This is a genomic window from Phytopseudomonas argentinensis, assembly GCF_900113905.1.
Classification (GTDB): Bacteria; Pseudomonadota; Gammaproteobacteria; order Pseudomonadales; family Pseudomonadaceae; genus Aquipseudomonas; species Aquipseudomonas argentinensis.
In genome coordinates this window covers 37035-63907 of record NZ_FORC01000003.1, presented here as the reverse complement: position 1 = coordinate 63907, position 26873 = coordinate 37035, and the positions used below count along the sequence as shown (strand labels likewise).

Sequence of the window (26873 nt, the reverse complement as noted above, 5' to 3'; positions counted from 1 at the left end):
CGCTCAGGCGCCCTTTGCTTTTTTGTCCGGCACGCTAGAATGCGCGCGTTGAAAAACGGGGGCGACGAGCATGTGGCAGCAACGGCTGATTACCCTGCGTTCACGGCCGCGGGGCTTTCACCTCGTGACCGACGAATTGCTGGATTCATTACCGGAACTGGCGAGCTACAGGGTGGGTCTGTTACACCTGTGGCTGCAGCACACGTCCGCGTCCCTGACGGTCAACGAGAATGCAGACCCCGCAGTACGCCGTGACTTCGAGCGCTTTTTCCGCCGCCTCGTCCCCGAGGATGGGGCAGGTTACGAGCACTGCGACGAAGGCCCGGACGATCTGCCGGCGCACTTCAAGTCGAGCCTGCTGGGTGTCCAGTTACAGCTGCCCGTGAGTAGCGGGCGCCTGGCACTGGGAACCTGGCAGGGGATATACCTCGGCGAGCACCGTGAACACGGCGGTGCGCGCCGCGTGCTGGCAACCCTGCAGGGTTCGACCAATTGAATTTTCCCAGGCGTTCGGCAACCGCGGACGACTGGACTATAACCAACCTGCTTTTCGCAAGTCATGAGGCTGAACATGAGCGACGAAGAACTGGAACAAGACGAGCTGGAAGGCGCGGACGAGGACGATGGCGAGGAGCTGGCGGCCGCCGATGGTGATGTTGCCGACGACGACAGCGAGTCCGATAGCGCGGCGCCTGCCAAGGGCAAAGCCAAGAAGGCTGTAGAAGTCGAAGAGCTGCCCAGCGTAGAAGCCAAACAGAAGGAACGCGATGCCTTGGCGCGCGCCATGGAAGAGTTCCTGTCCCGCGGTGGCAAGGTGCAGGAAGTGGAGCCCAATGTGGTCTCCGATCCGCCCAAGAAGCCCGATAGCAAGTACGGCAGTCGCCCCATCTGACGCGAACGCCGGATCTGCATGCAAAAGCCCGCCTGGAAAGGCGGGCTTTTGCGTTTGTGGCGGCTGTCTTGTTTAGCGCAAGACACCCAGCCGATTGAGCTTTCAATCTGGGAGCGGCTCTAGCCGACTGTGTTTGCCTTCAACGTTGATGGCGGCTGAAGCCGCTCCCACCAAGTGTCCATCGAACGGTTCCCGCTACAGCACCGTTACGTAGGCTAGACGACCCGATGCACATCAGTGCCGAAATCAGCCGATTACGCTTCGCTCACTCTTCTCACGTCATTGGGCCCAGCGCTGCAGCAGCGCCGGCAACTCGCCGAGGCTGCGGATCTGCGCGTCGGCTTCTTGCTCGCCAGACCAGGCCTTGCCATGGGGGTTGAACCACACCGCACGCCAGCCGGCCGCCTGGGCACCGGCGATATCGTCGCCGGGGTGGTCGCCGACATGCACAGCCTGCTCGGCGCGCATTCCGGAGCGGGCGAGTGCTTGCTCGAACGGCTCGCGGTCGGGTTTGCCGACGCCCAGCTCCTCGGCGCAGAGGATGAAACTGAAGTAGTCGGCCAGGCCGAGGCGGCGCACGTCGGCGTTGCCGTTGGTGATCACGCCCAGGCTGTACTGGTTGGCCAGCAGCTCGAGCGTGGTCACCGTGTCGCTGAAGAAAGTAATGGCATGGCGTGCCTCGAGCATCGCCTGGAAGGCGCCCTCGGCCAGCTGCGCGGCTTCCTCGGGGGCATGGCCGACGCCTTCCAGCGCCTGGCGCAGGGTACGCCGGCGCAGCTCACTCAGGCGGTATCTCAGGTTGGGCTCGGCCTCCAGCAGGCGACCGCGCACCTGTCCCAGGTGATCCACTGGCTGCTCTGCCAGGCGCGGCGCATGGGCGCTGATCCACTCGCGCATGGCCGTCTCGGCGCCGAGGATCACCGGGCGGTTGTCCCACAGGGTGTCGTCGAGGTCGAAGGTGATCAGGCGAATGCTCATGAGTCCTGCTCCTTGCGCTTGGCTCTTGGATGAGCGCTGTCGTAGACCTTGCTCAGGTGCTGGAAGTCCAGGTGGGTGTAGACCTGGGTGGTGGCGATATCGGCGTGGCCAAGCAGCTCCTGTACCGCGCGCAGGTCCTGGGACGATTCGAGCATATGGCTGGCGAACGAATGGCGCAGCATATGTGGGTGAATGTGTTGGCCCAGTTCGCTGACGCCGGCCTGGCGTACCCGCAGTTGCACCGCACGGGCGCCGATGCGGCGGCCCTGGCGGCTGATGAATAGTGCGCCATCGGCCGGGTTGGCCAGGGCTCGCAATGGCAGCCACTCTTGCAGTGCTTCGCGGGCCTTGCTGCCCACTGGCAGCTCGCGCACCTTGTTGCCCTTGCCGGTAACGCGCACCAGCCCGGCAGCCAGGTCGAGACCGTCCAGGTTCAGCGCGACCAGCTCCGAGAGGCGCAGGCCCGAGGAGTAGAACAGCTCGAGCATGGCGTGATCGCGGCGAGCGATGAAGTCGTCTTCCTGGGCACCATCGAGCAGTTGCGTGGCCCGATCGACGTCCAGCACCCTGGGCAACCTGCGCTCGCCCTTGGGTGGCGTCAGGCCGCTGGCCGGGTCATGTTGGCAGTGGCCTTCGCGGATCAGGTAGCGATACAGGCCGCGGGTGGCCGAGAGCAGGCGCGCCAGGCTGCGGGCCGACTGGCCTTCCTTGTGCAGGCGCGCGACCTGACGGCGCAGGCGGGAAATATCCAGTGCCGCCCAGTCCGCCAGGCCTTCCCGCTCGCAATAGGCGAGCAGTTTGTTGAGGTCGCGTCGATAGCCATCCAGGGTATGGGCCGACACCTGCCGTTCGCTGCGCAGGTGTTCGAGGTAGGCATCGAGATGGGCGGTGAGCATGAGAGGCAGCTCCATGACACGAGGGCGCGATGTCCGCGCCCTATGGACGGCGTGCTACCTGACCGAGCGCAGCGGTGCCGAGAAGCGTGGCAGTACCCGCGACAGCACTTCGGCGATATAGCCGAGGAACAGGGTGCCCAGGGAACTCTTGTAGTGCTGCGAGTCGGCGCTGCCGATCGCCAGCACGCCGTGCAGGCCCTGATGGGACAAGCCGACCACCGCCGCCGAGCCGACGTCCGCGGCGGCTTCACCGAACAGGAAGTTCAGTTCGTGCTCGCGCAGCACGCCGCAGATGGTCTTGCCGCCAGCCAGCAGGCCGCCGATCGCCTGGTGGGCTTCTGCGCTGCTGACGCTGCGGCCGACTGGCAGCGGCGTTTCGCTGAACAGGATCAGTCCCACGAAGGGCACCTGGAACTCCCGGCGCAGGCTGTCTTCCACGCAACTGACGACTTCTTCGAGGCTGCTGGCATCCATCAGGTCGAGCACCAGGCGCCGGGTCTTGTCGAACAGCCGGTCGTTGTCACGGGCGACCTCCATCAGGTGCGACAGGCGCTGGCGCATCTCGATGTTGCGCTCGCGCAGCAGTTTGACCTGGCGCTCGACCAGCGACACGGTATCACCGCGCTGATGCGGAATGCGCAGCTCGGGAATCAGCTCGTCATGGTCGATAAAGAACTCGGGGTGCAGGCGCAGGTAGGCGGCGACCGTTTCCGAGTCCAGGGGCTTGGGCGAATCCTGCTGGTCAGTCATAGGCGAACCTGTCCTTCGTACACGCGCACGGCGGGGCCGGTCATCATAACGGGCTGGCCGGGGCCTGCCCACTCGATGTGCAGCTTGCCACCCGGCAGCTCCAGCTGTACCGGCGAGTCCATCCAGCCCTGGCGGATCGCCGCGACGGCGGCGGCGCAGGCGCCGGTACCGCAGGCCTGAGTTTCCCCGGCACCGCGTTCCCAGACGCGCAAGCGGCCGTGCTGACGATCGACGACCTGCAGGAAACCGACGTTGACCCGCTGCGGGAAGCGCGGATGGTATTCCAGCTTCGCGCCCAGCTCGTGCACCGGCGCGCTGTCGACGTTATCGACGCGTAGCACCGCATGGGGGTTGCCCATGGATACCGCGGCCAGCTCGTGGCTCTGGCCATCGACCTCGACGGCATAGCTCAACGCTTCGGCGTCGGCCTGGAAGGGGATCTGTTCGGGTGCCAGGCGCGGTGCGCCCATGTCCACGGTGATCAGCCCATCGGCGCGCACGTTGAGCTCGATGATGCCGCCCTTGGTTTCCACGCGGATGCTCTTCTTCACCGTCAGGCGCTTGTCCAGCACGAAGCGGGCGAAGCAGCGCGCGCCGTTGCCGCACTGTTCCACTTCGCTGCCGTCGGCATTGAAGATGCGGTAGCGGAAGTCCACGTCCGGGTGCTGCGGCGGTTCGACCAGCAGCAACTGGTCGAAGCCGATGCCGGTGTGCCGGTCGCCCCACTGCTTGGCATGCTTGGGCTGGATGTGGGCATGCTGGCTGACCAGGTCGAGAACCATGAAATCGTTGCCCAGGCCATGCATCTTGGTAAAGCGCAATAACATGGGCATCACTCCGGCAGGCGGCTTTCGCCCGCAAAGAGCTCGTCCAGGGTTTCGCGGCGACGCACTTCGAAAGCCTGCTCGCCGTCGACCATCACCTCGGCGGCGCGGCCGCGGGTGTTGTAGTTCGAACTCATCACGAAGCCGTAGGCGCCGGCCGAGCGCACCGCCAGCAGATCGCCTTCCTTGAGCACCAACTGACGATCCTTGGCCAGGAAATCACCGGTCTCGCAGATCGGCCCGACCAGGTCGTAACTGCGCGCTTCGCCTTCACGGGGCTGCACCGGCGACACCTCCATCCAGGCCTGGTAGAGGGCCGGGCGGATCAGGTCGTTCATCGCCGCATCGATGATCGCGAAGTCCTTGTGTTCGGTGTGCTTGAGGTATTCCACCTGGGTCAGCAGCACGCCACCATTGGCGACGATGAAGCGACCCGGCTCGAATACCAGGGCCAGGTCACGGCCCTCCAGGCGTTTGCGTACGGCGGCGATGTAGTCGCCGATCTGCGGTGGCTGCTCGTCGCGGTACTGCACGCCGAGGCCGCCACCCAGATCCAGATGCTTGATGACGATGCCGCGCGTGGCCAGCTTGTCGACCAGCAGCAGCAGGCGATCCAGGGCATCGAGAAAGGGTTCCAGAGTGGTCAGTTGCGAGCCGATATGGCAATCGACGCCGATCACCTCAAGGTTCGGCAGCTCGGCGGCGCGGGCGTAGACCGCCTCGGCCTGCTCGATATCGATACCGAACTTGTTCTCCTTGAGGCCGGTGGAGATATACGGGTGGGTGCCGGCGTCCACGTCCGGGTTGACCCGCAGCGAGACGGGCGCCTTGACGTCCATTTCGGCGGCCACCTTCTGCAGGCGCTCCAGCTCGACGCCCGACTCGACGTTGAAACAGTGCACGCCGACTTCCAGGGCGCGGCGCATGTCGTCGCGGCTCTTGCCGACGCCGGAGAACACGATACGGCTCGGTTCGCCACCGGCGGCCAATACGCGCTCCAGTTCACCACTGGAGACGATGTCGAAGCCGGCACCCAGGCGCGCCAGAACGTTCAGCACGCCGATGTTGGAGTTGGCCTTGACGGCGAAGCACACCAGGTGCGGCATGCCGACCAGCGCATCGGCGTAGGCGCGGTACTGCGCCTCGATGTGAGCGCGCGAATAGACGTAGGTGGGCGTGCCGAAGCGCTGGGCAATGGCGGACAACGCCACACCTTCCGCGAACAGCGAACCGTCGCGGTATTCGAAGGTGTTCATGGGCGGCCCTTATCTGTCTTGCGAGGAGGCGGACTGGTTATCATCCGGCAGGTACAGCGGGCCTTTCTGGCCGCAGCCGCCGAGCAGGGTGGTAACGGCGACGAGCGCGATGAGGGCAGTGAACAGCCGCTTCATGGTCAAATCCTTGTAATAAAGCATAATTGCCACCGAGTATACCGACCCCCCGGCATGTTGCCTATGCGCCGGGGTTCCCGTCCGGCGGGGCTTTGCCCTGGCCCGCTGGCGCGTATGGACAACGGCGTGCCCGCGTTTTGTGGCGCTCCGATGGTGCCGAATCTTTCATGAGGTAAGTGCAATGAGTTTGAGCGAAGCCCGTTTCCACGACCTGGTCGATGCAGTGCAGCAGGCGCTGGAAGACATCTTCGACGACAGCGACCTGGACATCGATCTGGAAAATTCCGCTGGCGTGCTGACGGTGCGCTTCGACAACGGCTCGCAACTGATCTTCAGCCGCCAGCCGGCGCTGCGGCAGCTGTGGCTGGCGGCCCGCTCCGGCGGTTTCCACTTCGACTACGACGAGGACAACCAGCGCTGGATCTGCGACAGCAGCGACGAGTTGCTTAGCGAGATGCTCGAGCGGATCGTTGCCGAACAGGCCGGTGCCGAGTTGGAGTTCGATGAGATCTGAAACTACCTGCGAGCCCGACCCGCAGGTGTCCCCGGTGGCCTCGCCCTGCCGACGCCGCTGCTGCCTGAACCAGGCCGAGCGTTGCCTGGGCTGTGGGCGCCTGCTGGCGGAAATCCTCGAGTGGGGCAATGCCGACGATGAACGCCGCCGGGTGATCCGTGCGCTGGCCGAGCAGCGCCTGGCGCTTGGCTGACCCTGCTCTTGTTTATTTGGGTGGCTGTGTTACGGTCAGCTCAAATTCCTGCAAAAACCCCGTCGTTTCGATGGGGTTTTGCTTTTTTGGCGTCCAGCAAAGGAGATATGCCCGCACCATGGCCAGTACACCGTCCATCACCATTACCCGCCTCGACCTGCAGCGCCTGGAGCAGTTGCTCGACAGCCTGGATGATTTCGGCCCGGCTGCCGAAGCCTTGCAAACCGAGCTGGACCGTGCCGAGGTGGTCGGTCATGACCAGGTGCCGGCCGGCGTGGTGACCATGAATTCTCGTGTGCATTGCCGCGAAGAAAGCAGCGGCAAGGACTATCACCTGACCCTGGTCTATCCCCAGGACGCTGGTGGCGAAGGCAAGGTCTCGGTTCTCGCTCCCGTTGGCACCGCGCTGCTGGGCCTGAGTGTCGGCCAGCACATCGACTGGCCGGTGCCGGGCGGCAAGCAGCTCAAGCTGACCCTGCTGGAAGTCGAATACCAGCCAGAAGCCGCCGGCGAATACGCCCGCTGAGCTTCAGCCGACTCGGCGCTGATCCCGCTGCCGAGTCGGTTCTCCGTGATCCGGGCCCGCGCAGCGGGGCTCGGCAATCCGCTCAAGCCGTGGCCAGAGCCTGTGCCGACGGCCTGCATGCCACTCCACATGCGTGCAGATCGATACTGCGCTCGAACAGGCGCTGCACCGCCGGCTGGTGGCTGACGCCGATCAGTGTGCAACTCGGCAGGCGCTCGCGCAGCCGCATGAGAAGCCCGCAGGCGGCCTGTTCATCGAGCTGGTTGGTCGCCTCATCGAGATACAGGGTGTCGGGCTGGTAGAGCAGGGCACGGGCCATGGCCAGGCGCTGCTGTTCACCGCCGGAGAGTTGCCGGCTCCACTCGGCTTCGCGCTCCAGTTCTGCAGCCAGGTGGCCGAGGCCAACATCCTGCAGGGCGCCAATCAATTGCAGCGTGTCTGGTACCTGCGCCGCCGGGTAGGCCAGCGCCTCGTCGAGTCGGCCGCTGGCCAGGTAGGGTTTCTGTGGCAGCAGCAGGCTGCGACCGCCGGGCAATTGCCAGCTGCCGCGGTGGTGCGGCCAGAGACCCATCAGGGTGCGTAGCAGGGTGGTCTTGCCCAGGCCACTGGCGCCGGCCAGGCGCAGCCATTCACCAGGGCGCGCCTGCATTGCCAGACCGCACAGCAGCGGCTCGCCGTTGGGCCGCAGCACGTCCAGCCCGCAGGTGCTGAGGGTTTCACCGTGATGAAGCTCGATAGGCTGCAGGCGCTCCATGGCCTGCTGGAACTGGCCCAGGCGCTGCACCGTGGCGCTCCATTCGGCCAGGTCTCGGTAGGAGAAGATGAACCAGCTCAGCGAGCCCTGAACCGCAGTGAAGGCGCTGCGAATCTGCATGAGCCCGCCTAGGGTGACTGTCTTGGCGAGAAACATCGGCAGCGCGATAAAGACTGGCACGATATTGCTGACGCGGCTGTAGCCGGCGGTGAATATCCCCAGCTTCAGTTCCCGGCGCATCAGCCCGCGCCAGTTGTCGGCGATGGCGGCGAAGCGCCGTTCCAGGCTTTTTCGCTCGGCGTCTTCGCCGGCATACAGGGCGATCTGCTCGGCATGCTCGCGCTTGCGCAGCAGGTCGGCACGAAAGGCCGCCTCGCTGCGCTGGCGCTCGTAGTTCAGGCCGTGCAATGGATGGCCCAGCCAGTGGGTGAGCAGGGTGCCGACAAGGGTATAGAGAACCGCGGCCCAGACCAGATAGCCGTCGATGCTCAGCTCACGGCCGGCGATGGTGAAGGTTTGGGTACCGGACAGCTGCCAGAGGATGCTGAAGAAGGCGCCGATCTGCAGGCTGTTTATAAACAGCGAGACGACGATGCCAACGGTCTTTTCCGTCAGCAGGTAGGCATCCTCGGCGATACGCTGATCCGGGTGGTCCGGCTCGCCGCCAAGGCCCAGACGGTAGTAACGACGCTCGCCCAGCCAGCGCTCCAGCAGATGGTCGTTGAGGTGCTGGCGCCAGCGCAGCATCAGCGCCTTGTTGAACCAGTCCTTGGCGACGATGGCGCCGATCAGCACGCCGATGGCGATGGCGTACTGGCCCATCAGGCCAAGCAGGGCGTTGCCGTCGAAGGTCGCCAGGGTGTCGTAGAAGGTCTTGCTCCATTCATTGATGTATACGTTGACCTGCACCAGGCCCGCACCCATGGCCAATGCCAGCGCCAGCAGCGCCCAGCCAGGCCAGCCGGCGCGGCTGCCCCAGAAAGGGCGGGCGAGTGCGAAGAAAAGACCCAGGGTTTTCATGATTCCACATCCGCCGCAGGCAACAGTTGCAGGCGCACTTCATTGGCCTGTGGGAACAGCTGACGCGCCAGGCGCTTCAAGGCTGCCGGCTGCAAGGCGGCAGGCAACTGGTGCTGTTCGCTGAGGTAGCGCGGGTCCTGCCAGGCTCTCTCGCTGAGGATCAGCCGATGCAGCTGGGTTGCAGGGTCTGCTTGGCGGCGGGCTTCCTGACGGGCCAGTTCGCGGCGCAGCGAGGCTACGCGCTGGTCATCGATGGCCTCCGGCAGCCTGTCCAGGGTCTGGCGAGCCAGCTGCCAAAGCTCATCGGCGCGCTGTGGATCACTGCTGAAGCGCAGCTCGCTGTCGATGCGCTGGTGGTCGGCGCTCAGTTCGCTGTCGAACTTCAGGCTGTAGATACCGCCGGCTTCGCCGCGTAGGCGTTGCTTGAGCAAACCGTTGGCGATTTCGCGCAACGCGGCAACCCGCACCGCCTCCGCCGGGCTCCAGGGATGCGGTTGGAAACTGCTGGCATAAAGGCTGGCGCGTGGTTCACGGGCGATATGCAGAGAGGCCCGGCGTTGCCCGGGCTGGCGAGGGCTGGCGTGGCTGATCAGCGGCTCCCCGCGGGGGATGCCGGCCAGGTAGCGCGTGACCAGCGCGCGCAGTTCGGCGGCCGGGACGTCCGTCATCAGGTAGTAGGTGACCGGTGCGGCTGCCTGGCGGCGCCATTGCTCCTCGAGCATCCGCCGGCTCAGCGCATCGACCGCCTGCAGGGTGGGTTTCTGCCAGTCGTCCTGGCCCTGTTTGAGCCGCCGCCAGGCAGCGTCTTGCTCGCTGCGCACGTTGTCACGCTGGCGCAGCATGCGTTCACGCAGCTCGTTCAGGCTTTCGCGGAAAGCGTCTTCATCCAGGGTGCTGCGGGTCTGCCGGGCCTGGTACAGCGCCAGCAGGCTGGCCAGCGTTGCCGGCTCGGCACTGCCTTGCGCCTCCAGGCGTTGCGGCCCCTGGGTGAAGGATAACTGTATCTTGTCACGGCGCTTCCAGGCCCCGAACTGCTCGTCGCTCCAGCCTTGCGGGGGCATCTGCAGGGCCAGCTGGCTGGCGATCTGTGCGTGCCAGGATGGTGTGCCCGCGTATAGAAAACCTGCGCTGGAATCGACGCGCAACTGCGCTTTGCCATCGGCTCCGGCTGCGCGCAGCCACACTACGCGGTCGCCGTTGCTCAATTGCCAGTGCTCGACCTGTTCCTTGTCGAAGCGACGGCTGCTGACGATGGTGCCGGCCGGCGCGCTGCTCGACAGTTCGGGAACGACGATCTCCGCCTGCAGCTGGGGCGCTTGTGGAGCGTCCAGGCGCGCCGCTGCCCAGTGGCGGGTTTGCTGTTGCACCTGTTCTACGTCGGGCAGTGTCAGTGGTCTGCCGCCGGGTGCGCTGAGTTGCAATACCTGATCCGGACTGTCGAGCCAGGCGATGATGCGCTGATGCAGATCGCGGCTGCTGATGCTGTCGAGATTGTCGAGGCTGTTGCGAGCGATGGCTCGGGGATCCTGCAGCACGCGTTCGCCTAGCGTGGCATCGTTGAGGTGGCGCACCCAGCTGTCGAAGTCTCGCGGTGTAGGCTCGCTCAGCATACGCTCGGCAATCTGCCGTACATCTTCCTTGGCGGCCTGCACCTGTTCGTCGTGCAGTGGATGCTGACGTATGCGTTCGAGCTCGCGCAGCAGCGTTTGCAGGGCTTGTTCATGGTGCTGACCGTTTACGCTGGCAGCCACTGCCAGCACGCCGGTGCGTCGGCCAATCTGGGTCTTCACCGCGGTCAGGCTGCCAACCCCTTCGTCCAGCGGTTGAAGGCGCAGCTGTCGAGACAGGGCGGTCAGCGCCAGGCGATCGAGCAGACGGTCTCGTCCGCCGGCCTTGGTTTGCTCACGAACATCCAGTTGGCGGAAGCGAAACAGCAAGGCGACCTGATTGCTGCCGCTCTGGCTGTCCTGCACGCGAAATATCTTGAGTTGCCCATCCAGTGGCAGCTCCAGATGCTCGCGCGCCGGCAGCGTGCCGCGCGGTGCCTGCGCAAAATACTTTTCTATCTGCTGGGCCATCTGCTGCGGGTCAAGGTCGCCAACGATGTTCAGCACCATGTTGTTGGGCACGTACCAACGCTGCTGGAATGCCTGCAGCGCCGCCAACTGCGCCTGTTCGATAGCCTGGCGATTGCCGATGGTGCGGTGCGCGGGGTAACGCGAGCCGGTGCGCTGGGCGGCAGTGCGCTTGGCATTCATGCGCTGCGCCACGCCCAGGCCGCCACGCCATTCCTCGATGACGATCGGGCGCTCGCGTTGCAGGTCCTCTGCGCTGAAGTCGGCGGCGAAGGCCATGTCCGCCAGGGTCTGTAGCGCCAGCTCGGTGCTCTTGACGCCATTGGGCGGGCTGAGCAGGTACTGGGTGCGCTCGTAGCTGGTCACCGCATTGAAGTTGCGGCCCTGCTGCCAGCCGGCTTTTTGCAGGCGCTGGCGCACATCGAGCGTTTCACGGCCGTGGCTGTAGAAGGCCAGGTGCTCGAGCAGATGGGCGACACCGACCTGGTCGTCGGCCTCATCCACGGAGCCAGCGTGCACCGTCAGGCGCATATCCAGCCGGCCTTTCTGCTCATCGGTGCGGATCAGGTTGTAGCGCAGGCCATTGGGCAGCTCGCCACGGGTGACAATGGGGTGCCACTGCAGCGGCGCGTCGCCAGCGGGCAGGGAGGTGCAGGCACCGAGCAGCAACGCTGCCAATGCTGTGAGGAGGACTTTCACGGGATGCATGGGCGCGCGCCTTCTTAGAATTGGTAGCCGACTTCTAGCCAGTACTGGCGGCCGGTCTCGTAGCTGATGGTGCCGGCGGTGTCGCTGGCGATGGTATTGACCTTGTCGGTCACGTTGGTGATGTCCACGGCAACGTAGGTCGACTGGCTGCCGCCGAGGGGCAGCGTCCACTTGAGCCTGGTGTCCCAGGTCGGTGCGGCAGGCACCTCACGTACTTCGTAGTTTTCATACGTGGCGCCATCGATGAGGATGTCTTCCGGGTTGGCGCGGAATATCTGGTCGTAGGGGCCGCGGTAGCGCAGGAAGTTGGTCCAGGTCAGGTTCAGGCGCGGGATGCTGGTAACGGTATTGAGGCGAATCGTCCAGGGGCGGTTGAAGTTGCTGGCGGGCAATTCGCTGTAGGGCATCAGGCTGCCGTCGAAGTAGACGTCCTCGTCGTTGAGGCGATCCTCGTTGAGGATATTGTCGTAATTGCTTTGCGCGCTTTCGGTGCGGTTCCAGTCCATGCCCAGCATGAAGCTGGTGGCGGTGCCGGCGAAGTGCAGCGTCTCGAGGGGGCTCATGGTCAGGGTGACGGTCTCGCTACGGCTTTTACCGGCATTGGTGTAGGTGTAATAGTTGGCGATGCTATCGACGTCATTGCCCGCTTCGAGTCCCAGGTAGTTGGCGCGGCTGCGCACCACCTGATCCCTACCTTCGCGGTGCACGTATTTGAGCTCGAACTGCATGCCCAGCGTCTGCTGGGCGAAGCCGACCATCCACTCGTCGTCATAAGGGATATCGATCTTGCGGAAGGCGCTCTCGTCGACGCCGAAGTTGGTCCAGGGCCCGAAATCGCGGATGGTGTTCGTGGTGCTGCCAAGGCGAGTGGCACGCCAACGCAGCGATTCGCGGCCATCGGCCAGCCGGTACTTGAACAGGTTGCGGCCGTAGTAGCGGTTGACGCCCGTCGTCAGCACGCTGCTTTGGTCTCCAAAGAAGTCGTAACTGGCAGCGAAGCGCGGTGCGATGGTCTTCTTTTCCATGTAGTTGTCGGCATCGAATCGCACGCCTGGGCGCAGTTTGAGATTGCCGATCTGGATGTCATCCTGCAGGTAGAGCGCGTAGTCGATCTGCTCGGCTTCCACCTTGCCGGCACGTACGCTGTTGAGCAGTCCGAAGTATTGGCGCTCGGCAACACCGGTCGCACTGGTGCTGACCGAGCAATAGTCGCTGTCCAGCAGGCCGCTCGCCGTGACACAGCTGGTCCCGCCCGTGGCCGAGCTACGGCGTAGGACCGAAGCGCCGAGTGTGTCTTCCAGCACCTCATAACTGGCTTTCTGACGTCTGATTTCCAGGCCGAAGCCCAAGGTATGGCTGGTGTTGATGAACTCGAACGGCAATGCCTGCACGTCCAGGTTGTATTCAAGGCCGGTCTGGCGCTGTTCGAGATCGCCCATACCGCCTTCGACGCTGGTCGAGCCGTCGAAGAGCTTGCCGTTACGGTAGGGGTTGCCCCAGTTCTTGTCGGCAGACCACCGCCACTGTTTGTGAATACTGCTGTCGGCGTCCCGGGAGCTTTGCACCGTCTTGTAGGCGAACTGGTGGGTGTAGGTCAGAGCGTCACCTGTCCACACCGCCCTCAGGGTCGCTGTCTGCCCGCCCTGGTCGATGCGAAAGCCGGAGTTGCGCTGGTTGGCCTTGAAGTAGGTACCTTCGGCAGGCGCATCGACCAGGGCCAGCGACAGGTCCAGGCGCTCGTTGGGCGTCCAGTAGGCCTTGATCATCTTGTTCTCGATGATGCGCTTCTGGTTATGCTTGAGCGCGTCGCCAGCACTGGCGTAGCCGCCGGGGTAGGCGTAGAGGGGAATCTCCGACGTCTTGCGAACGAAGTTGCCGATCAGGCCGAAGTTTTCGGTCAGGTGACCTTCGAGCATCACCCGGGTGCTCAGTTTCCTGAATTCTGGCTGGTTGGCGTAGTCGCTGGAGCGCTCGAACTCCTCATCGCTGATCTGATCGTTGTTGATGTGGTATTCGGTCCACTCGGATCGGGTCATCTGCGCCGAGACCTTGCCATGGAATTCCTCCGTTGGCCGGCGAGTGATGGCGTCGACCACACCGCCATTGAAGCGCCCGTACTTGGCCGAGACGTTTGAGTCGTATACGCGCACCTCTTCGAGCAGATCGGCATCCAGGGCAATGCCGAATGCGTTGCTCGGCAGGTTGTACTGGCCATTCACATCGTTGCGTGAGCCGGAGCTGGCGCCCGGGTCCAGGTCGTTGTTGATGCTCACGCCATCGACCATGAAGTTGTTCTGATAGAACTTGGCGCCGTTGATGCTGATGTCCGCCGGGTTGATTTCCCCCGGAGTGTTGGAGCTTTGCTGGGTGGTGTCGAAACGCACGCTGGGGTGCATTTTCAACATGCTGGTCATGTCGCCGTTGGCGCCGGCAAAGTTCTCGATCAAGCGGCGATCAATGAGTGCCTCGCCCTGGTAAGCGCTCTCCGATTTTCCCATCACTACGGTATTGCCCAGCTCCAGCACATCCTGCTGGCTGGCCACCTGGAAGAATGTCAGCAGCTCCTGCTGATAGTCCCAGCCGACGTCACTGCCTTCCAGCAAGCGCGACAGCGCCTGTTCGTTGCTCATCTGCCCCTTGACTGTCTTGCTGCGCAGGTGACCGACCAGCTGCTGGTCAGCGCTGACCTGCAGGCCGCTCTGCTGAGCGAAGGCGATCAAGGCGTCGGCCAGGGGCTGGGATGGGATGTCGAAGGTATGTTGTTGCTGCAGCAGTGCGCTTGAAGCCTCTTGCGCCATGGCGGTACTGACGCTGACCGGCAGCGCGCCGCACAGGCCGAGCAGGCCCAGGCTGATGGCTCTGCCCAGGGTCCTGGCATGCATGACGTGATTTCCGGGCGACCGCGACTGCTTGTTCATACCTTCCCCGAACGGGCCAGAGGCCCAGCTGAAAGCTAATGCGAATCCGTATCGATTCGTGTTCGAGGCAATGACGTGTCGGCGCTGAAAATTTTCAGAGAAATTCGAATTATTTTTACGAGATTGGAAAAAGCCGCGCGAAAGGGGCTCAGGGCTGGCGTTCGACGACCCTGAGCCAGGGCGTCCAGGTGCTGACTTGCCCCTGGTAGGGCTGGAGGATGGCGCGCAGGGCGGCGTCGGGGTCGCGCAGGTCATAGACACCGGTGATGCGTTTGGCGCCCAGCCTGTCGTCGCGCAATGCCAGCTTGCCAGGCAGGTAAGGGCGCAATTCATCGAGCACATCGGCGATGCGGGCGTCGCGCACCACCAGACGGCCTTGCTGCCAGACGGCTATCTGGCTGAGCGGGAGTTTGTCGCGAGTCACCTGGTCGCTGCTGCGCCACTGCAGCCGGTCGCCTGCGTGCAGCGCTTCGGCCAATGTGTGGTTGCCCTCGGCCACCCGCACCGAGCCGTGTTGCACTGCGACGGTCAGTTGGCTGGCGCGCACGGCCACGTTGAACGCCGTACCGGTGACGGTGATCTGCAGGTTGTTCGCATCGACCCTGAAGGGCCGGCTCTGGTCCGGGGTTACCTCGAAGAACGCCTGGCCGCTGAGCAGACGTACTTCGCGGCGGCTGCTGTCGAACTCGACGCTGATCGCCGACTGGCTGTCGAGCTGCACGCGGCTGCCGTCGTCCAGTTCGATGCTGCGCTGCTCACCAAGATCCGTGCGGTAGTCGCTCTGGTAGCCGAGATAGGCATCAGGGGCCACCCACAGTATGAAACAGGCGGCCAGCGAGCCCGCCAACAGGGCCGGCCAGCGTCGCCTGCGCAGGCGTTGCGGACGTATGGCGGGAACCGCTGCTGCAGCGATGGGGGCGGCTGGTATGCGGGGTGTTTCGGCGGGAGGTGGGGTTGCCGCTGCCTCGTTCAAGCCGGTCAGTTGCCAGACCCGCTCGGCCTGGCGGTAGGCCTCGACATGACGGGTGTCGATGGCCAGCCAGGCGGCCAGCTCGGTGCGCAACGCGGCATCCTCGGGGCGCTGCTGGATGCGCAGCAGCCAATCCAGTGCGGTGTGGGTGAGGTTGCCGGTCATGGTCGTTTCGGATCGTCCTGAAAGGTGGGCAAGGGTCGCACACACGCGCCCTTGCGAGCAAAGGACGGCTCAGCGCCGCGGATTTTCAGCTCAGCCACTGGCCTGCTCCAGGCGATCGGCGCAATGACACAGCGCCTGGTGCACCAATTGGTGCGCCAGACCGACGGAAATATTCAGGGTGGCGGCGATCTGCTGCAGCGTGTGGCCTTCCAGCCGGTGCATGGCGAAGGCACGTTGCACGCGGGGCGGTAGTTCAGCCAGAGCGGCGTTGACTATGCGCAGCTCGGCGCTGGTGCTGGCCTGTTGCTCGGGCCCCGGTTTGTCGTCGGACAGCGTCTCGAGCAACTCGTCGCTATCGGGCTGGCGGCGCTCGGTCGCGTCCCGGCGGCTCAGGTCGAATGCCAGGTTGCGGACGATCCGGTAGAGATAGCCCACTGGCTGGTCGATCACGGCGTTGACGCTGTCGCGACTGCTGAAGCGCAGCCAGGCCTCCTGCACCACATCTTCGGCCTGGGCGCGGCAACTGAGCAGCGAGGCGGCGTAGTCCACCAGGGCGGGGCGGTGGAAGAGGTACAGGTCGAGTTTGGGGTTGGTTGCTAGGGACACGATTGGCACTGCCGCAAGCCGTGCACAGCGGGCGTGCGACAGCGAGCGAGCATGGTAGCTCATTGTGAGAATTGTTATCAATAAGATCTGGGGGCGGCCAGTGCGCCGTTCAGCGCCTCCTCGAGGCTGGCCTTGTAGCGCAGATAATGCACTGCCGAGGGTTGCCTGTCGCCAAGCAGGGCGGAAAGGTCCAGGTCGGTGATGTAGCAGGGGTAGGGCTGTTCCTCGCCGCGCTGGGCGAGGATGTGCCGGGCCACAGTGGCGAACAGCTGCTCGCCGTGCTCAAGCTCGGAAAATTCCCGGTGGTTGCAGAACAGGCTGATGTAGGCCCGCGCGCCGTTGCCCGGCTCGACGATGGCCTGCACGTCATAGAATCGTTGGCTGACCTCGCTTACCGGGGCCGGCCTGGGCTCCAGGCGTTGCGCACGAAATGGTGCGGCCGGCAGAACCTGGTAGTAGGCGAGCTCCGGTGGTTGCTGCGGTTGTTCGAGGGCTTGTGCGGCGTCGCGTCGATACAGCAGCGATTGCAGAAAACGGTGCAGCGGCGTCAGCAGGCTGCTTTCGTTGTGGAACGGCGCCTGGATTCGCCAGATCACGCCGCACTCGTCCAGCACGGTAACCTGTGCCTGGTCATCGCTTTCGTGCAGGCGGTAGAACACCTGGATACAGGCCGGGCGCCCGGCCTCCAGGATCAGCGTCAGGTCCTCGCCTTCCAGGGCGTTGCGGTCGACCTGCAGCGAGCTGTAGTCGTTGCGATCCTGGGCGAGGTGTTCGAGCAGTGCAGGCAGGTCCGCCAGTGCTGTATGACGGACGTTGCCAGGCGCCAGCTCGAGCAGGTGGTAGCCGCGGGCGATCTGCAGCAGATACCGTCGCTTCTCGCCGCTGTCGAGGTGCTCAATCAACTCGCTCAGCAGCCCCTCGATGCGCTCGACGATGGCCACCGCGCGGTTGCGGCAATAGCAGTTGACCCTCAAGTTGGGGCGCTGGCCGTGGGCGGGTAGCGCGTTGAGCACAGCGCTCAGGCAATCGAGCAGGGCGCTGGGCCCTTCGTAACGCTCGACCAGCAGCTCATTCCAGCTGTTGAGGGTGATGCGGTCGAGGGTCAGCACCAGATTGTCGCGCACCCCCGAATAGCCCAGAGGGTCGGTGCGTTCGCTGGTCATGTGCACGTTCATCTGGCTGTGCTGCTTGAGTGGATCGACACCGACGTTGATCAGCAGCAGTTCCTCGCTGGGGCGGCGAGGCCGGGCAAGGGCGGCCTCGGCCGCGCTCGCCAGTGGCATCGGCAGGCCCTGGGCGAGACAACCCAGCAGTTGGCTGAGCTCGACCTCGCTGAGGTCGCTGGCGCCTGGGTGTAGCGACAGGTGGGTACCGCTGTCGATGACGCCGTTGCGATGGCACCAGGCGAGCAGTTCGATCAGGCTACGGGCCTGGCGCAGTGGCGCGAAGTCCCTCCATTCCTGGGCGCCCAGGCTGCCACTGAACAGCGCCCAGCGCTCACCCCTGGGCATAGGGTTGTGCACCAGTGTCAGGGTGTCTTCGCCCAGATCCGGGGCGATGCCAGGGTTGATGAATTCCACCTTGCCGGCCCGGCGTTCGAAGGCGGCATACAGGCGTCGGCCCAGCACCGCCAGGTCACGGCTATCTGCCGCCACGTCGGCGGGGCGGCTGCGGGCGAACGTCGACAGGAAGCGGTAGCTGTAGTTGAGCTCGTTGACCAGCACCTGGCGCTCGGCACTGACCTGGCGGACCTTCCACTGGCTGCGGCTGTCGAGCAGGATCAACTGACGCTCGCCCCAGCCCCATTCACCGGTCAGGCGCTCGAGCAGCAGGCGCTGCCAGCTCTTTTCGCGATGGCGTGGCGGCTTGCTGACCTTCTTGTTGACCTTGAGGTACAGGCAGCGCCTTACCAGTTCGAGGCGCTCGGTTTCGCCGCGTGCCTGCAGGTATTCCTCCAACCGGCGGTAGACCAGCACGTAGGGGTCCAGTTCGTCGAGGTCGAGCTGGCCGTCGTAGACCGCCTGCTTGAAACGCAGCGACAGGCAGCGGACCTGCGGATGTTCGCTGGCGTACACCTCGACGAGCAGCAGCTTGAGCGCGGATTTGTAGGGTGACTCGATACCCTTGAACAGCTGCCACATGCCGGCGCCGATAAACTCGCCGGCCGGCACCCTGGCCAGGTGGCCGAGGTCGAGCACATCGTCCGCACGGATGAAGCGCTTGCTCAGCAGGGTGTCGGTGACCTGTGCGTAGCGATGCTCGTCGGCGGCCGGCACCAGCCACCAGATTGGCATGCGGCCGCCCAGCCAGATCGCGGTGCGGTAGAACTCGTCGAGCAGCAGGAAGTGCTGGGTGGTGCCGCAGTCGTCCGAGGTCAAGCGAGCCTCGCGGGCACCGCTACGAAAGCGTTCGGGGTCGATCAGGAAGAAGTGGGCCTCGGCGCCCTGGCTGGCCGCCCAGCTCTGCAGCAGATCGCATTTGCGCCGCAGTGCGTCGCGGGCCTGACTGTCGAGCGCGCCGTCGTGGCAGACCCACAGGTCCATGTCGCTCTGCTCGGCCTGGGCGACGGTGCCCAGGCTGCCCATCAGGAACAGGCCGTGGATCGGCGTTGGCGCCGGAGCGCGGGGGGGCTTGTAGGCGAACGAGCGGGTCAGGCGCTGGGCCTCGGCCAGCAGTTCGGTGCTCGGCTCGAAGCTGGCAAGCCCGGCCGGGGTCTGTGCGGACACATAACCGGGCAGCAGCGGATGATTGACATGAAACAGCAGTGGCAACAGCGTCAGCACCCGCTGCTGGCGGCTCGACAAGGCCTGCATGGCGCGCTGCCGGCGGCCATGATTGATGCGCATGAAGCGCGCGCGCAGCTGGGTCAGCACCTTGCGGTCGATGCCGTCATCGATATCGGGTCGCAGGGGAAGGTGGCGCGTCATGCTCGGGCTCGGCCGGGTGATGAGCAAGCCTACAGGTGCTGCACACCCGCTAGCAATGGGCGCCGAGAGGGCCTGCCGCCTGATGCGGCAGGCACGATCAGGGGCTCAGCGCGCCTGGGCGGTGGTGAGGATGGTTTTCAGGCTTTGCGCGTGTTCGGCGGCTTCATGACCGAGGCGGGTCAGATAGCCGCCATCGGGTAGGGTGATCAACGCTTTCTCATGCAGGCGCTCGGCAGCGGCGACCGCGGAAGAGGCGGCATCATGGTGAATCTTCAGGCCCTCCTGGCCGTTGTCCAGGTTGAACAGCAAAAGGATTTCCAGTTCAGCGACCAGATCGGCATTAAAGACCATGGTGACTCCTGCCTGTTGTTGTCGTGTACGGCGTGGGCCGTGGAGCGCGGGAGCATCCCGCAGAACCAGTGTAGTCAAGCGCACGGCAGTTCGCCGAGGTCAGTGTTCCTCGGGGAGCGTCGGCAAGGCGCGCAGCAGCTGTTCGTAACGCTCGGCATCGAAGGGGCGATCCTCACGCAGCATGGCATCCACTTCGTGAGCCAGCACCATGGCCATCATCTGCACGCTTTCCTCACGTTCATGGCCAACCAGCGTCAGCTTGTTCAGCACCGCCTGGGCGAACGCCGGCTCGCCGGATTCCAGCTGATTCTCGATGGCCTGAACCAGGGTGTGTTCGGTGAAGGTTTCGTCGTCGTGCTCGTCGGTGGTGCTCATGGGGCAGTCCAGGGCTGTGGAAGGTGACCAGTGTAGACAGGGCTGCTGGATGCTGACCATGCACAATTGGCACTTTACATGCTATCCCAAAATATGGGATTGGATTTCTCATATTGAGAATCGGGTGGAGCGCAGCTACATTCAGTGGCCTGGAGAACCCCATGCTAGAAGATCATGACAAGTCGGCCCCGGCGGGCGCCCAGGCACTATTTCGCGGGCTCGCCGTCCTCGATGCCGTGGCCCATGGCGCCAGAAGCCTGGCCGATATCGGCGCGACCATCGGCTGTACACGCAGTACCACCCATCGACTGATCGCCGCGCTGGTGCAGGCCGGTTACCTGCGCGCCCTGGGTGGCAGCAGCGGCGGCTATCAGCTTGGCCCCAGGCTCATCGAACTCGGCTACCAGGCTCGCGCGCAAATGCCGCTGGCGAAGCGGGCGCAACCGCACCTCGAACAATTGGCGCGCCACACCCAGGACACCGTGCACCTCGGGGTGCGCGATGGCGCCGAGGTGTTGTACATCGACAAGTTGCCGGGCAGCCGTGGCCTGGAAATGCGCTCGCGCATCGGCCTGCGCATGCCACTGGCGCTGACCGGTATCGGCAAGTCGCTGATGCTCGACCTGCCGGAAAACGAATGGCTGGCGCTCTACCGGCAGGGCGGCCAGCAGGACGACGCCTCGTCCTGGGCGCATTTCCGCGAGCAGATGAGTGATTACGCCCGCGGTGGCTTCAGCTTCGATCTCGAGGAGAACGAGCTGGGCATTCGCTGCGTCGCGGCGCCAATACGTGAACCCGGTGGGCAGATCGTCGCCGCCCTGAGCGTCGCCAGTGCCGTGCCCTACATGCCGGAAGTGCGCTTGCAGGCCCTGGTGCCCGAAGTGGTTGCCTGTGCGAACGCCATCTCGGCCGAGCTGGGCTGGCGAGCGTCATGACTGAACTGTCTGGCGATGCCTGTCGCCAGGACACCATCACGCCCCAAGGAGGGCCTGCAATGTCCGATTCATACCTGCAGCAGCTGCCGCTGATCGCCATCCTGCGCGGCGTAACCCCTCAGGAAATCGTACCCGTGGGGCTGGCGCTCTACGAGGCCGGCTTTCGAGCGATCGAGATTCCCTTGAACTCGCCCGACCCGCTGCACAGCATCAGCCTGCTGGCAGCCGAATTGGGTGATCGCGCCCTGATCGGCGCAGGCACCGTGCTCAGCACCCGACAGGTCGAGGAGGTGGCGCAGGCCGGCGGCCGGCTGATCGTCTCGCCCAACTGCAGCACCCAGGTGATCCAGGCGAGCCGCGCCGCCGGGCTGTTCAGCGCGCCGGGAGTGGCAACGCCAAGTGAGGGATTCGCCGCACTGGAGGCGGGCGCCCATGTGCTCAAGCTGTTCCCGGCCGAGCAGTTCAATCCGCTGATCGTCAAGGCCTGGCGAGCGGTGTTCGCCAAGGAAATCGCATTGTTGCCGGTGGGCGGCATCACGCCGGGCAGCATGGCAGAGTACGTGCAGGCCGGGGCCAGTGGCTTCGGCCTGGGCTCGGCGTTGTACAAGCCCGGCATGGGCGTCAGCGAAGTCGTTGACAACGCTGCCGCCTTTGTCGCTGCCTGGCAGGCGATCCGGCGCTGAGCCGACTCGCCTGTCGCGCGCCGGGGTCAGGGGCGGTTGGCGATTCTCTGCAGGTTCTCATGGATCTTGAACAGCACGATCATCAGCTCACAGCCGATGCGTGCGCCTATGGCGCCGCCGATCAGCGTGCCCAGGCCGCCGAGGAAACTGCCATAGGCGCCGAACATCATCGTCACGCTGCTCACTGCCACGCTGAGCAGCATCAGCCAGTAGACGAAAGTGATGATTTTCGGGGTGAGCATCGCGTCGAAGAAGAACAGGTTCTTCATGGGGGTATCTCCAGTCCATGGGTTGGCAAATGCCCGGTCGCTTGCACCCGCCGGGCGCAACCCGTACCTCGGGCGGGGCGCAGGGTAGCAGTCCCCAGGGGCTGCGGCCAGTTGGCCGAAATGCCACTGGCGGGGCCTGGCGAATGCCGCTAGCGTGTTGTCCTGACCGAGCCCGGTCTGCCTACCAGAGGAAACGTATCCATGCTCAGGCTCCATGGTTTCGCCGTCAGCAACTACTACAACATGGTCAAATTCGCGCTGCTGGAAAAAGGACTGCCGTTCGAGGAAGTACAGGTTTTCGCCTCCCGCGACGAGGCCTTCCTGGCGATCAGCCCGCGCGGCAAGGTGCCGGTGCTGGAATGCGAGCATGGTTACATCAGCGAAACGTCGGCGATTCTCGAATATATTGAGGCGCTGGGCCAGGGCCCGGCGCTGCTGCCCAAGGGCGCCTACGAGCAAGCGCGGGTGCGCGAGCTGGCCAGGCACATCGAGCTGTATATCGAACTGCCGGCGCGCGCCTGTTACGCCCAGGCGTTCTTTGGCTTGCAGGTAGATCGGGCAATCCAGGCCAAGAGCCGCGAGGAACTACTTGGCGGGATCGACGCCCTCAAGCGCCTGGGCAAGTTTGCGCCTTATGTGGCGGGCGACAGCCTGAGCATTGCCGATCTGTACTTCCTGTACAGCGTCGACCTGGCTGCTGCCGTAGCGCACAAGCTGTTTGCCATCGACCTGCTGGGCGATTTCCCCAAGGCCAAGACGCTGCTCGAGCGCTTTGCCGAGAACCCCAACGTGCAGCGCATCGCGGCCGACAAGGACGCGCTGATGGGGCCGTTCCTGGCCCACATGAAGGCCCGCTTCGGCGGCTGATCAGCCAGCGGCGAAGCTCGTCAGGGCTTCGCCGGTCAGGCGATAGCCGATCCACTCGTTCTGCGGCTTGGCGCCGATCGATTCGTAGAAGTCGATGGCCGGCTTGTTCCAGTCCAGCACCGACCACTCGAAGCGCCCGCAACCGCGCGCTACCGCCAGTTTCGCCAGGTGGCGCAGCAGCGCCTTGCCGGCGCCGACGCCGCGCTGCTCGGGTGTGACGTAGAGGTCTTCCAGGTACAGACCGTGTTTTCCCAGCCAGGTCGAGTAGTTGAAGAAATACACCGCGTAGCCGATCGGCTCGCCATCCAGTTCGCAGATCAGGCCGTGGGCGGTGCTGCCCTCGGCGAACAGGCTGGTTTCGATGCCGACGACGTCGGTCTTCACCTCGTGCTCGGCCTTCTCGTAGATGGCCAGGTCGGTGATGAAACGCAGGATCAGGGCGGCGTCGGCGCGCACGGCGGGGCGAATGGTGAGGGCCATGGGATTTCTCATTGAGGTTTCAGCTATAGGTGATGGTCAGCCAGGCTAATGGCAAACCCACGAGGCAAAAGAAGCCGAGCGCGGCGACCCAGGACGTACGTGAGCCCATTGGATCGTCCACGCGCAGTGGCAGGGCCGGGTAGCGGCCCAGTGTCAGCAGGCGCAGGGCTAGCCAGCCGGTGATGTACAGGATGTAGCCGACTACCACCTCGAGTACCCACTCGGCGAGCAGTGCCAAGCCACGCAGCAATAATTCGGACATGGGAACTCCTTTTCCCGTTTCTCACCAAGGTGCACTTAGCGGCTGGCCAGCAGCTCCCGCCCGCGCGCCACCGCCGCCCGCACCTGGGCCGGTGCGGTGCCGCCGATATGGTTGCGGGCGTTCACAGAGCCTTCCAGGGTCAGCACGGCGAACACGTCCTGGTCGATCTGCTCGCTGAACTGGCGCAGTTCTTCGAGGCTCATCTCGGCCAGGTCCTTGCCGCTGTCCACGCCGTATTTCACGGCGTGGCCGACGATCTCGTGGCAGTCGCGGAACGGCAGTCCCTTGCGCACCAGGTAGTCGGCCAGATCGGTGGCGGTGGAGAACCCGCGCAGCGCCGCTTCACGCATGATGGCGTGCTTGGGTTTGATCGCCGGAATCATGTCGGCGAAGGCACGCAGCGAATCGCGCAGGGTGTCGGCGGCGTCGAACAGCGGTTCCTTGTCTTCCTGGTTGTCCTTGTTATAGGCCAGCGGCTGGCCTTTCATCAGGGTCAGCAGGCCGGTGAGGGCGCCGAACACGCGGCCGGTCTTGCCGCGTACCAGCTCGGGCACGTCGGGGTTTTTCTTCTGCGGCATGATCGAGGAGCCGGTGCAGAAACGATCCGGCAGGTCGATGAACTGGAACTGGGCGCTGGTCCACAGCACCAGCTCTTCGGAGAAACGCGACAGGTGCATCATGGCGACGGAGGCGGCGGCGCAGAATTCGATGGCGAAATCGCGATCCGACACGCCGTCCAGGGAGTTGCCACCCACGGCGTCGAAGCCCAGCAGCTCGGCGGTGATCTCGCGGGCGATCGGGTAGGTGGTGCCGGCCAGCGCAGCGCTGCCCAGGGGCATGCGGTTGGTGCGCTTGCGGCAGTCGACCAGGCGCTCGTAGTCGCGGCTGAGCATCTCGAACCAGGCCAGCAGGTGGTGGCCGAAGGTCACCGGCTGGGCGGTCTGCAGGTGGGTGAAGCCGGGCATGATGGTTTCCGCTTCACGCTCGGCCTGCTCCAGCAGGCCGAGCTGCAGGCGGGTGATTTCGGCGAGGATCAGGTCGATCTCGTCACGCAGCCACAGGCGAATGTCGGTGGCCACCTGGTCGTTGCGCGAGCGGCCGGTGTGCAGCTTCTTGCCGGTCACGCCGATGCGGTCGGTCAGGCGCGCCTCGATGTTCATGTGCACGTCTTCCAGGTCGACGCGCCAGTCGAAGGTGCCGGCTTCGATCTCGCCCTGGATCTGCTTGAGGCCGCCCTTGATCGCGTCGCGCTCGGCATCGGTGAGCACACCGACCTTGGCCAGCATGCTGGCGTGGGCGATGGAGCCCATGATGTCGTGGCGGTACAGGCGCTTGTCGAATTCCACCGAGGCAGTGAAGCGGGCGACGAAGGCGTCGACGGGCTCGCTGAAGCGGCCGCCCCAGGACTGGTTGGTTTTTTCTTGGCTCATGAATATGACTCGGCTGTAGGCGTATTCGGACGGGTCGAGGCTGCCCGCCATGGCGGAAAAGTGTGCCGATGATAGCAGACCGGGCCGGGTGCGCAGCGGCCGGCGCAAGTGTCGTGTGGGTCACAGTTTGATCCCGTCGCCGCGCGTTTACGCGGCTTATTTCGCCTGGTCGCCTCGGGCTCTCTTGCCGGTTGCCAAACACGCACCGAAACTGCATCGATGAACGCCACCCGCAAGACCTCGCCCCCCAAGACGCCGAACGATTTTTTCGTGCCCGAACTGTGCCAGCCCGAAGCGCTTCTCAGCACCGTGTTGCTCGCCGAGTTGCTGGTGCTGGTACTGGTGCTTGCCGAGCCGATGCTGCCCGGCTTCGACTGGGTACGCCTGGCGCTGACCTCGCTGTTCGTGCAGTGGATCGTGCTGTTGTCCTCGGCGCTGCTGTGCCGCCTCAGGCCTCTGCTCGCGCGGTTGCCCGCCATGTGGGCAGGCGCGGCCTGTTGCGCGCTGGTGGTGGGCCTGACGCTGGGCTGCACGGCAGTCGCCGACTATTACGACCTGGGCGGGCCGCTGCCCCATGAGGGCGAAGTCAACCTGTACCTGCGCCATGCGCTGATCAGCCTGATCATGTCGGCGCTGTTGCTGCGCTATTTCTACCTGCAGAGCCAGTGGCGGCGTCAGGAGCAGGCCGAGCTGCGCGCGCGCATCGAGTCGCTGCAGGCACGCATCCGCCCGCACTTCCTGTTCAACAGTTTGAACAGCATCGCGAGCCTGGTTGTCACAGATTCTGCCAGGGCGGAACAGGCGGTGCTGGATCTCTCCGACCTATTCCGGGCAAGCCTGGCCAAGCCCGGTAGCCTCGTCAGTTGGAGCGAGGAACTGGAACTGGCACGGCGGTACCTGTCGATCGAGCAATATCGGCTTGGTGAACGACTACAGTTGCAGTGGGAGGTTGACGATGTCCCCGCTGACTTACCCATTCCCCAGCTGACCCTGCAGCCGCTGCTGGAGAATGCTCTGATCTACGGTATTCAGCCACGTATCGAAGGGGGACTGGTGCAGATATCAGCCACATACAACGATGGTGTATTCCATCTCAGCGTCTGCAATCCCTATGAGGAGGGCGGTACGCCCATGGCCTCGCGCGGTACGCAGCAAGCGCTGGCCAACATCGATGCGCGGCTTGCGGCACTTTTCGGCGCGCAGGCCAATCTGAGTGTGGAACGCCGCGATGGCCTCCACTACACCCGTCTCCGCTACCCATGTGCAAGACCCATGCAGGAAGCCAGATCATTATGAATGTCTTGATCGTTGATGACGAACCCCTTGCCCGAGAGCGCCTCAGTCGAATGGTGACTGCACTGGAGGGTTATCGCGTGGTCGAGCCCTCTGCGAGCAATGGCGAAGAGGCACTGGCTCTGGTCGAGAGCCTCAAGCCCGACGTAGTGTTGCTCGACATCCGCATGCCGGGCCTCGACGGCCTGCAGGCGGCTGCCCGCCTCTGCGAGCGCGAGGCACCGCCCGCGGTGATCTTCTGCACGGCCCACGACGAATTCGCGGTGGAAGCCTTTCAGGTCAGTGCCGTGGGCTATCTGGTCAAGCCGGTGCGCCCGGAGCATCTGGAAGATGCGCTGAAAAAAGCCGAGCGTCTCAATCGCGTGCAGCTGGCCGCGCTCACCCGGCCGGCGGCGGAAAGCGGCGTCGGGCCGCGCAGCCATATCAGCGCGCGGACCCGCAAAGGCATCGAGTTGATTCCGCTCGATCAGGTGATCTACTTCATCGCCGATCACAAGTACGTGACGCTACGCCACGAGGGCGGCGAGGTGCTGCTCGACGAACCCCTCAAGGCCCTGGAGGACGAATTCGGTGACCGCTTCGTGCGCATTCACCGCAATGCCCTGGTCGCCCGCGAGCGCATCGAACGCTTGCAACGCACCCCGCTGGGCCACTTCCAGCTCTATCTCCGGGGGCTCAATGGCGATGCGCTGGTGGTCAGCCGTCGCCATGTCGCGGGTGTGCGCAAGTTGATGAACCAGATCTAGTTGCCACGCCGCGAGTAGGGCGAAGGGTCGCAGCCGGCTTCGGGCCGGCAACCCGTGAGCCTGTTATGATTCGCG

28 protein-coding genes are annotated in these 26873 nt (G+C 64.6%); 10 read left to right on the top strand and 18 right to left on the bottom strand.

The genetic code is table 11. The features are described from left to right. Positions 1–70: 70 nt before the first annotated feature. Positions 71–496, top strand: coding sequence for a secondary thiamine-phosphate synthase enzyme YjbQ (locus tag BM154_RS14835; RefSeq protein WP_074885568.1), 426 nt, complete (start codon positions 71–73; stop codon positions 494–496). A gap of 75 nt (positions 497–571) precedes the next feature. Further along, positions 572–892: a transcriptional regulator SutA gene (sutA, locus tag BM154_RS14830; protein WP_070885922.1), complete on the top strand. Its 321-nt coding sequence runs from the start codon at positions 572–574 to the stop codon at positions 890–892. Positions 893–1171: 279 nt separating this feature from the next. Here sutA and BM154_RS14825 read toward each other — a convergent pair whose 3' ends face one another. The 6 genes from BM154_RS14825 to lptM are packed head-to-tail and all read right to left on the bottom strand — an operon-like array spanning position 1172 to position 5731. Beyond that, positions 1172–1870, bottom strand: coding sequence for an HAD family hydrolase (locus tag BM154_RS14825; RefSeq protein ID WP_074885567.1), 699 nt, complete (start codon positions 1868–1870; stop codon positions 1172–1174). Next, positions 1867–2766, bottom strand: coding sequence for a tyrosine recombinase XerC (gene xerC / locus BM154_RS14820; RefSeq protein ID WP_139225463.1), 900 nt, complete (start codon positions 2764–2766; stop codon positions 1867–1869). The genes BM154_RS14825 and xerC overlap by 4 nt, the downstream gene beginning before the upstream one ends. A 54-nt stretch (positions 2767–2820) precedes the next feature. Further along, the gene (locus BM154_RS14815) at positions 2821–3516 is read right to left on the bottom strand and encodes a DUF484 family protein (protein ID WP_074885564.1); all 696 of its coding nucleotides are present in this window, start codon (positions 3514–3516) and stop codon (positions 2821–2823) included. Continuing rightward, the gene (dapF, locus tag BM154_RS14810) at positions 3513–4343 is read right to left on the bottom strand and encodes a diaminopimelate epimerase (RefSeq protein WP_074885559.1); all 831 of its coding nucleotides are present in this window, start codon (positions 4341–4343) and stop codon (positions 3513–3515) included. The genes BM154_RS14815 and dapF overlap by 4 nt, the downstream gene beginning before the upstream one ends. Before the next feature lie 5 nt (positions 4344–4348). Further along, the gene (gene lysA / locus BM154_RS14805) at positions 4349–5596 is read right to left on the bottom strand and encodes a diaminopimelate decarboxylase (protein ID WP_074885556.1); all 1248 of its coding nucleotides are present in this window, start codon (positions 5594–5596) and stop codon (positions 4349–4351) included. Between the two features lie 9 nt (positions 5597–5605). Then, positions 5606–5731, bottom strand: a complete 126-nt coding sequence (lptM, locus tag BM154_RS14800; RefSeq protein ID WP_074885553.1) for an LPS translocon maturation chaperone LptM — start codon at positions 5729–5731, stop codon at positions 5606–5608. A 181-nt stretch (positions 5732–5912) separates the two neighbouring features. Here lptM and cyaY point away from each other — a divergent pair, with 181 nt between their 5' ends. The 3 genes from cyaY (at position 5913) to rnk (ending at position 6964) form a co-directional block, all read left to right on the top strand. Beyond that, complete coding sequence (cyaY, locus tag BM154_RS14795) at positions 5913–6245, top strand: iron donor protein CyaY (protein ID WP_027903921.1); 333 nt, start codon at positions 5913–5915, stop codon at positions 6243–6245. Then, positions 6235–6438, top strand: a complete 204-nt coding sequence (locus BM154_RS14790) for a DUF1289 domain-containing protein (RefSeq protein ID WP_074885546.1) — start codon at positions 6235–6237, stop codon at positions 6436–6438. The genes cyaY and BM154_RS14790 overlap by 11 nt, the downstream gene beginning before the upstream one ends. A gap of 118 nt (positions 6439–6556) precedes the next feature. Then, positions 6557–6964, top strand: coding sequence for a nucleoside diphosphate kinase regulator (gene rnk / locus BM154_RS14785; RefSeq protein ID WP_074885543.1), 408 nt, complete (start codon positions 6557–6559; stop codon positions 6962–6964). Between the two features lie 82 nt (positions 6965–7046). On the opposite strand, the gene BM154_RS14780 is transcribed toward rnk, so the two are convergent. From BM154_RS14780 to BM154_RS14745, 8 genes are all read right to left on the bottom strand, one after another. After that, complete coding sequence (locus tag BM154_RS14780) at positions 7047–8738, bottom strand: ABC transporter ATP-binding protein/permease (RefSeq protein ID WP_074885541.1); 1692 nt, start codon at positions 8736–8738, stop codon at positions 7047–7049. Beyond that, entirely contained in the window at positions 8735–11521 is a 2787-nt protein-coding gene (locus BM154_RS14775; RefSeq protein ID WP_074885539.1) for a M16 family metallopeptidase, read from the bottom strand. The genes BM154_RS14780 and BM154_RS14775 overlap by 4 nt, the downstream gene beginning before the upstream one ends. A 14-nt stretch (positions 11522–11535) precedes the next feature. Next, positions 11536–14403 (bottom strand): TonB-dependent receptor plug domain-containing protein, encoded by a 2868-nt coding sequence (locus BM154_RS14770; RefSeq protein WP_167364694.1) that lies wholly within the window; start codon positions 14401–14403, stop codon positions 11536–11538. A gap of 184 nt (positions 14404–14587) precedes the next feature. After that, complete coding sequence (locus BM154_RS14765; RefSeq protein ID WP_074885536.1) at positions 14588–15574, bottom strand: FecR family protein; 987 nt, start codon at positions 15572–15574, stop codon at positions 14588–14590. Between the two features lie 90 nt (positions 15575–15664). Beyond that, positions 15665–16180 (bottom strand): sigma-70 family RNA polymerase sigma factor, encoded by a 516-nt coding sequence (locus tag BM154_RS14760; protein WP_244157184.1) that lies wholly within the window; start codon positions 16178–16180, stop codon positions 15665–15667. A 77-nt stretch (positions 16181–16257) separates the two neighbouring features. Further along, a complete protein-coding gene (locus tag BM154_RS14755; protein WP_074885533.1) occupies positions 16258–19107 on the bottom strand; it encodes a class I adenylate cyclase in 2850 nt (949 codons plus the stop codon). 105 nt (positions 19108–19212) lie between these two features. After that, the gene (locus BM154_RS14750; RefSeq protein WP_074885531.1) at positions 19213–19458 is read right to left on the bottom strand and encodes a TIGR02647 family protein; all 246 of its coding nucleotides are present in this window, start codon (positions 19456–19458) and stop codon (positions 19213–19215) included. Between the two features lie 99 nt (positions 19459–19557). Further along, positions 19558–19833, bottom strand: coding sequence for a hypothetical protein (locus BM154_RS14745; protein ID WP_074885528.1), 276 nt, complete (start codon positions 19831–19833; stop codon positions 19558–19560). Between the two features lie 161 nt (positions 19834–19994). Between BM154_RS14745 and BM154_RS14740 the strand changes: the two genes are divergently transcribed. Together BM154_RS14740 and BM154_RS14735 are read left to right on the top strand one after the other, a co-directional pair. Next, positions 19995–20768: an IclR family transcriptional regulator gene (locus BM154_RS14740; RefSeq protein WP_074885526.1), complete on the top strand. Its 774-nt coding sequence runs from the start codon at positions 19995–19997 to the stop codon at positions 20766–20768. 59 nt (positions 20769–20827) lie between these two features. Beyond that, positions 20828–21451, top strand: coding sequence for a 2-dehydro-3-deoxy-6-phosphogalactonate aldolase (locus BM154_RS14735; RefSeq protein ID WP_074885524.1), 624 nt, complete (start codon positions 20828–20830; stop codon positions 21449–21451). A gap of 26 nt (positions 21452–21477) precedes the next feature. On the opposite strand, the gene BM154_RS14730 is transcribed toward BM154_RS14735, so the two are convergent. Beyond that, a complete protein-coding gene (locus tag BM154_RS14730) occupies positions 21478–21720 on the bottom strand; it encodes a DUF4282 domain-containing protein (protein ID WP_074885520.1) in 243 nt (80 codons plus the stop codon). Between the two features lie 201 nt (positions 21721–21921). Between BM154_RS14730 and BM154_RS14725 the strand changes: the two genes are divergently transcribed. Beyond that, entirely contained in the window at positions 21922–22587 is a 666-nt protein-coding gene (locus tag BM154_RS14725; RefSeq protein WP_074885514.1) for a glutathione S-transferase family protein, read from the top strand. Here BM154_RS14725 and BM154_RS14720 read toward each other — a convergent pair whose 3' ends face one another. Genes BM154_RS14720 through argH form a run of 3 tightly spaced genes read right to left on the bottom strand, consistent with a single transcriptional unit; the run spans position 22588 to position 24759 of the window. Continuing rightward, a complete protein-coding gene (locus BM154_RS14720) occupies positions 22588–23067 on the bottom strand; it encodes a GNAT family N-acetyltransferase (protein ID WP_074885511.1) in 480 nt (159 codons plus the stop codon). Positions 23068–23086: 19 nt separating this feature from the next. Then, positions 23087–23329 carry a hypothetical protein gene (locus BM154_RS14715; RefSeq protein WP_074885508.1) on the bottom strand — a complete coding sequence of 81 codons (243 nt, stop codon included), beginning with the start codon at positions 23327–23329 and terminating at the stop codon, positions 23087–23089. Positions 23330–23364: 35 nt separating this feature from the next. Then, positions 23365–24759 (bottom strand): argininosuccinate lyase, encoded by a 1395-nt coding sequence (gene argH / locus BM154_RS14710; RefSeq protein ID WP_074887086.1) that lies wholly within the window; start codon positions 24757–24759, stop codon positions 23365–23367. Between the two features lie 219 nt (positions 24760–24978). On the opposite strand from argH, the gene BM154_RS14705 reads away from it, so the two are divergent. After that, the gene (locus BM154_RS14705; protein ID WP_074885506.1) at positions 24979–26055 is read left to right on the top strand and encodes a sensor histidine kinase; all 1077 of its coding nucleotides are present in this window, start codon (positions 24979–24981) and stop codon (positions 26053–26055) included. Then, a complete protein-coding gene (locus BM154_RS14700) occupies positions 26052–26798 on the top strand; it encodes a LytR/AlgR family response regulator transcription factor (RefSeq protein WP_074885503.1) in 747 nt (248 codons plus the stop codon). The genes BM154_RS14705 and BM154_RS14700 overlap by 4 nt, the downstream gene beginning before the upstream one ends. Positions 26799–26873 lie beyond the last annotated feature (75 nt).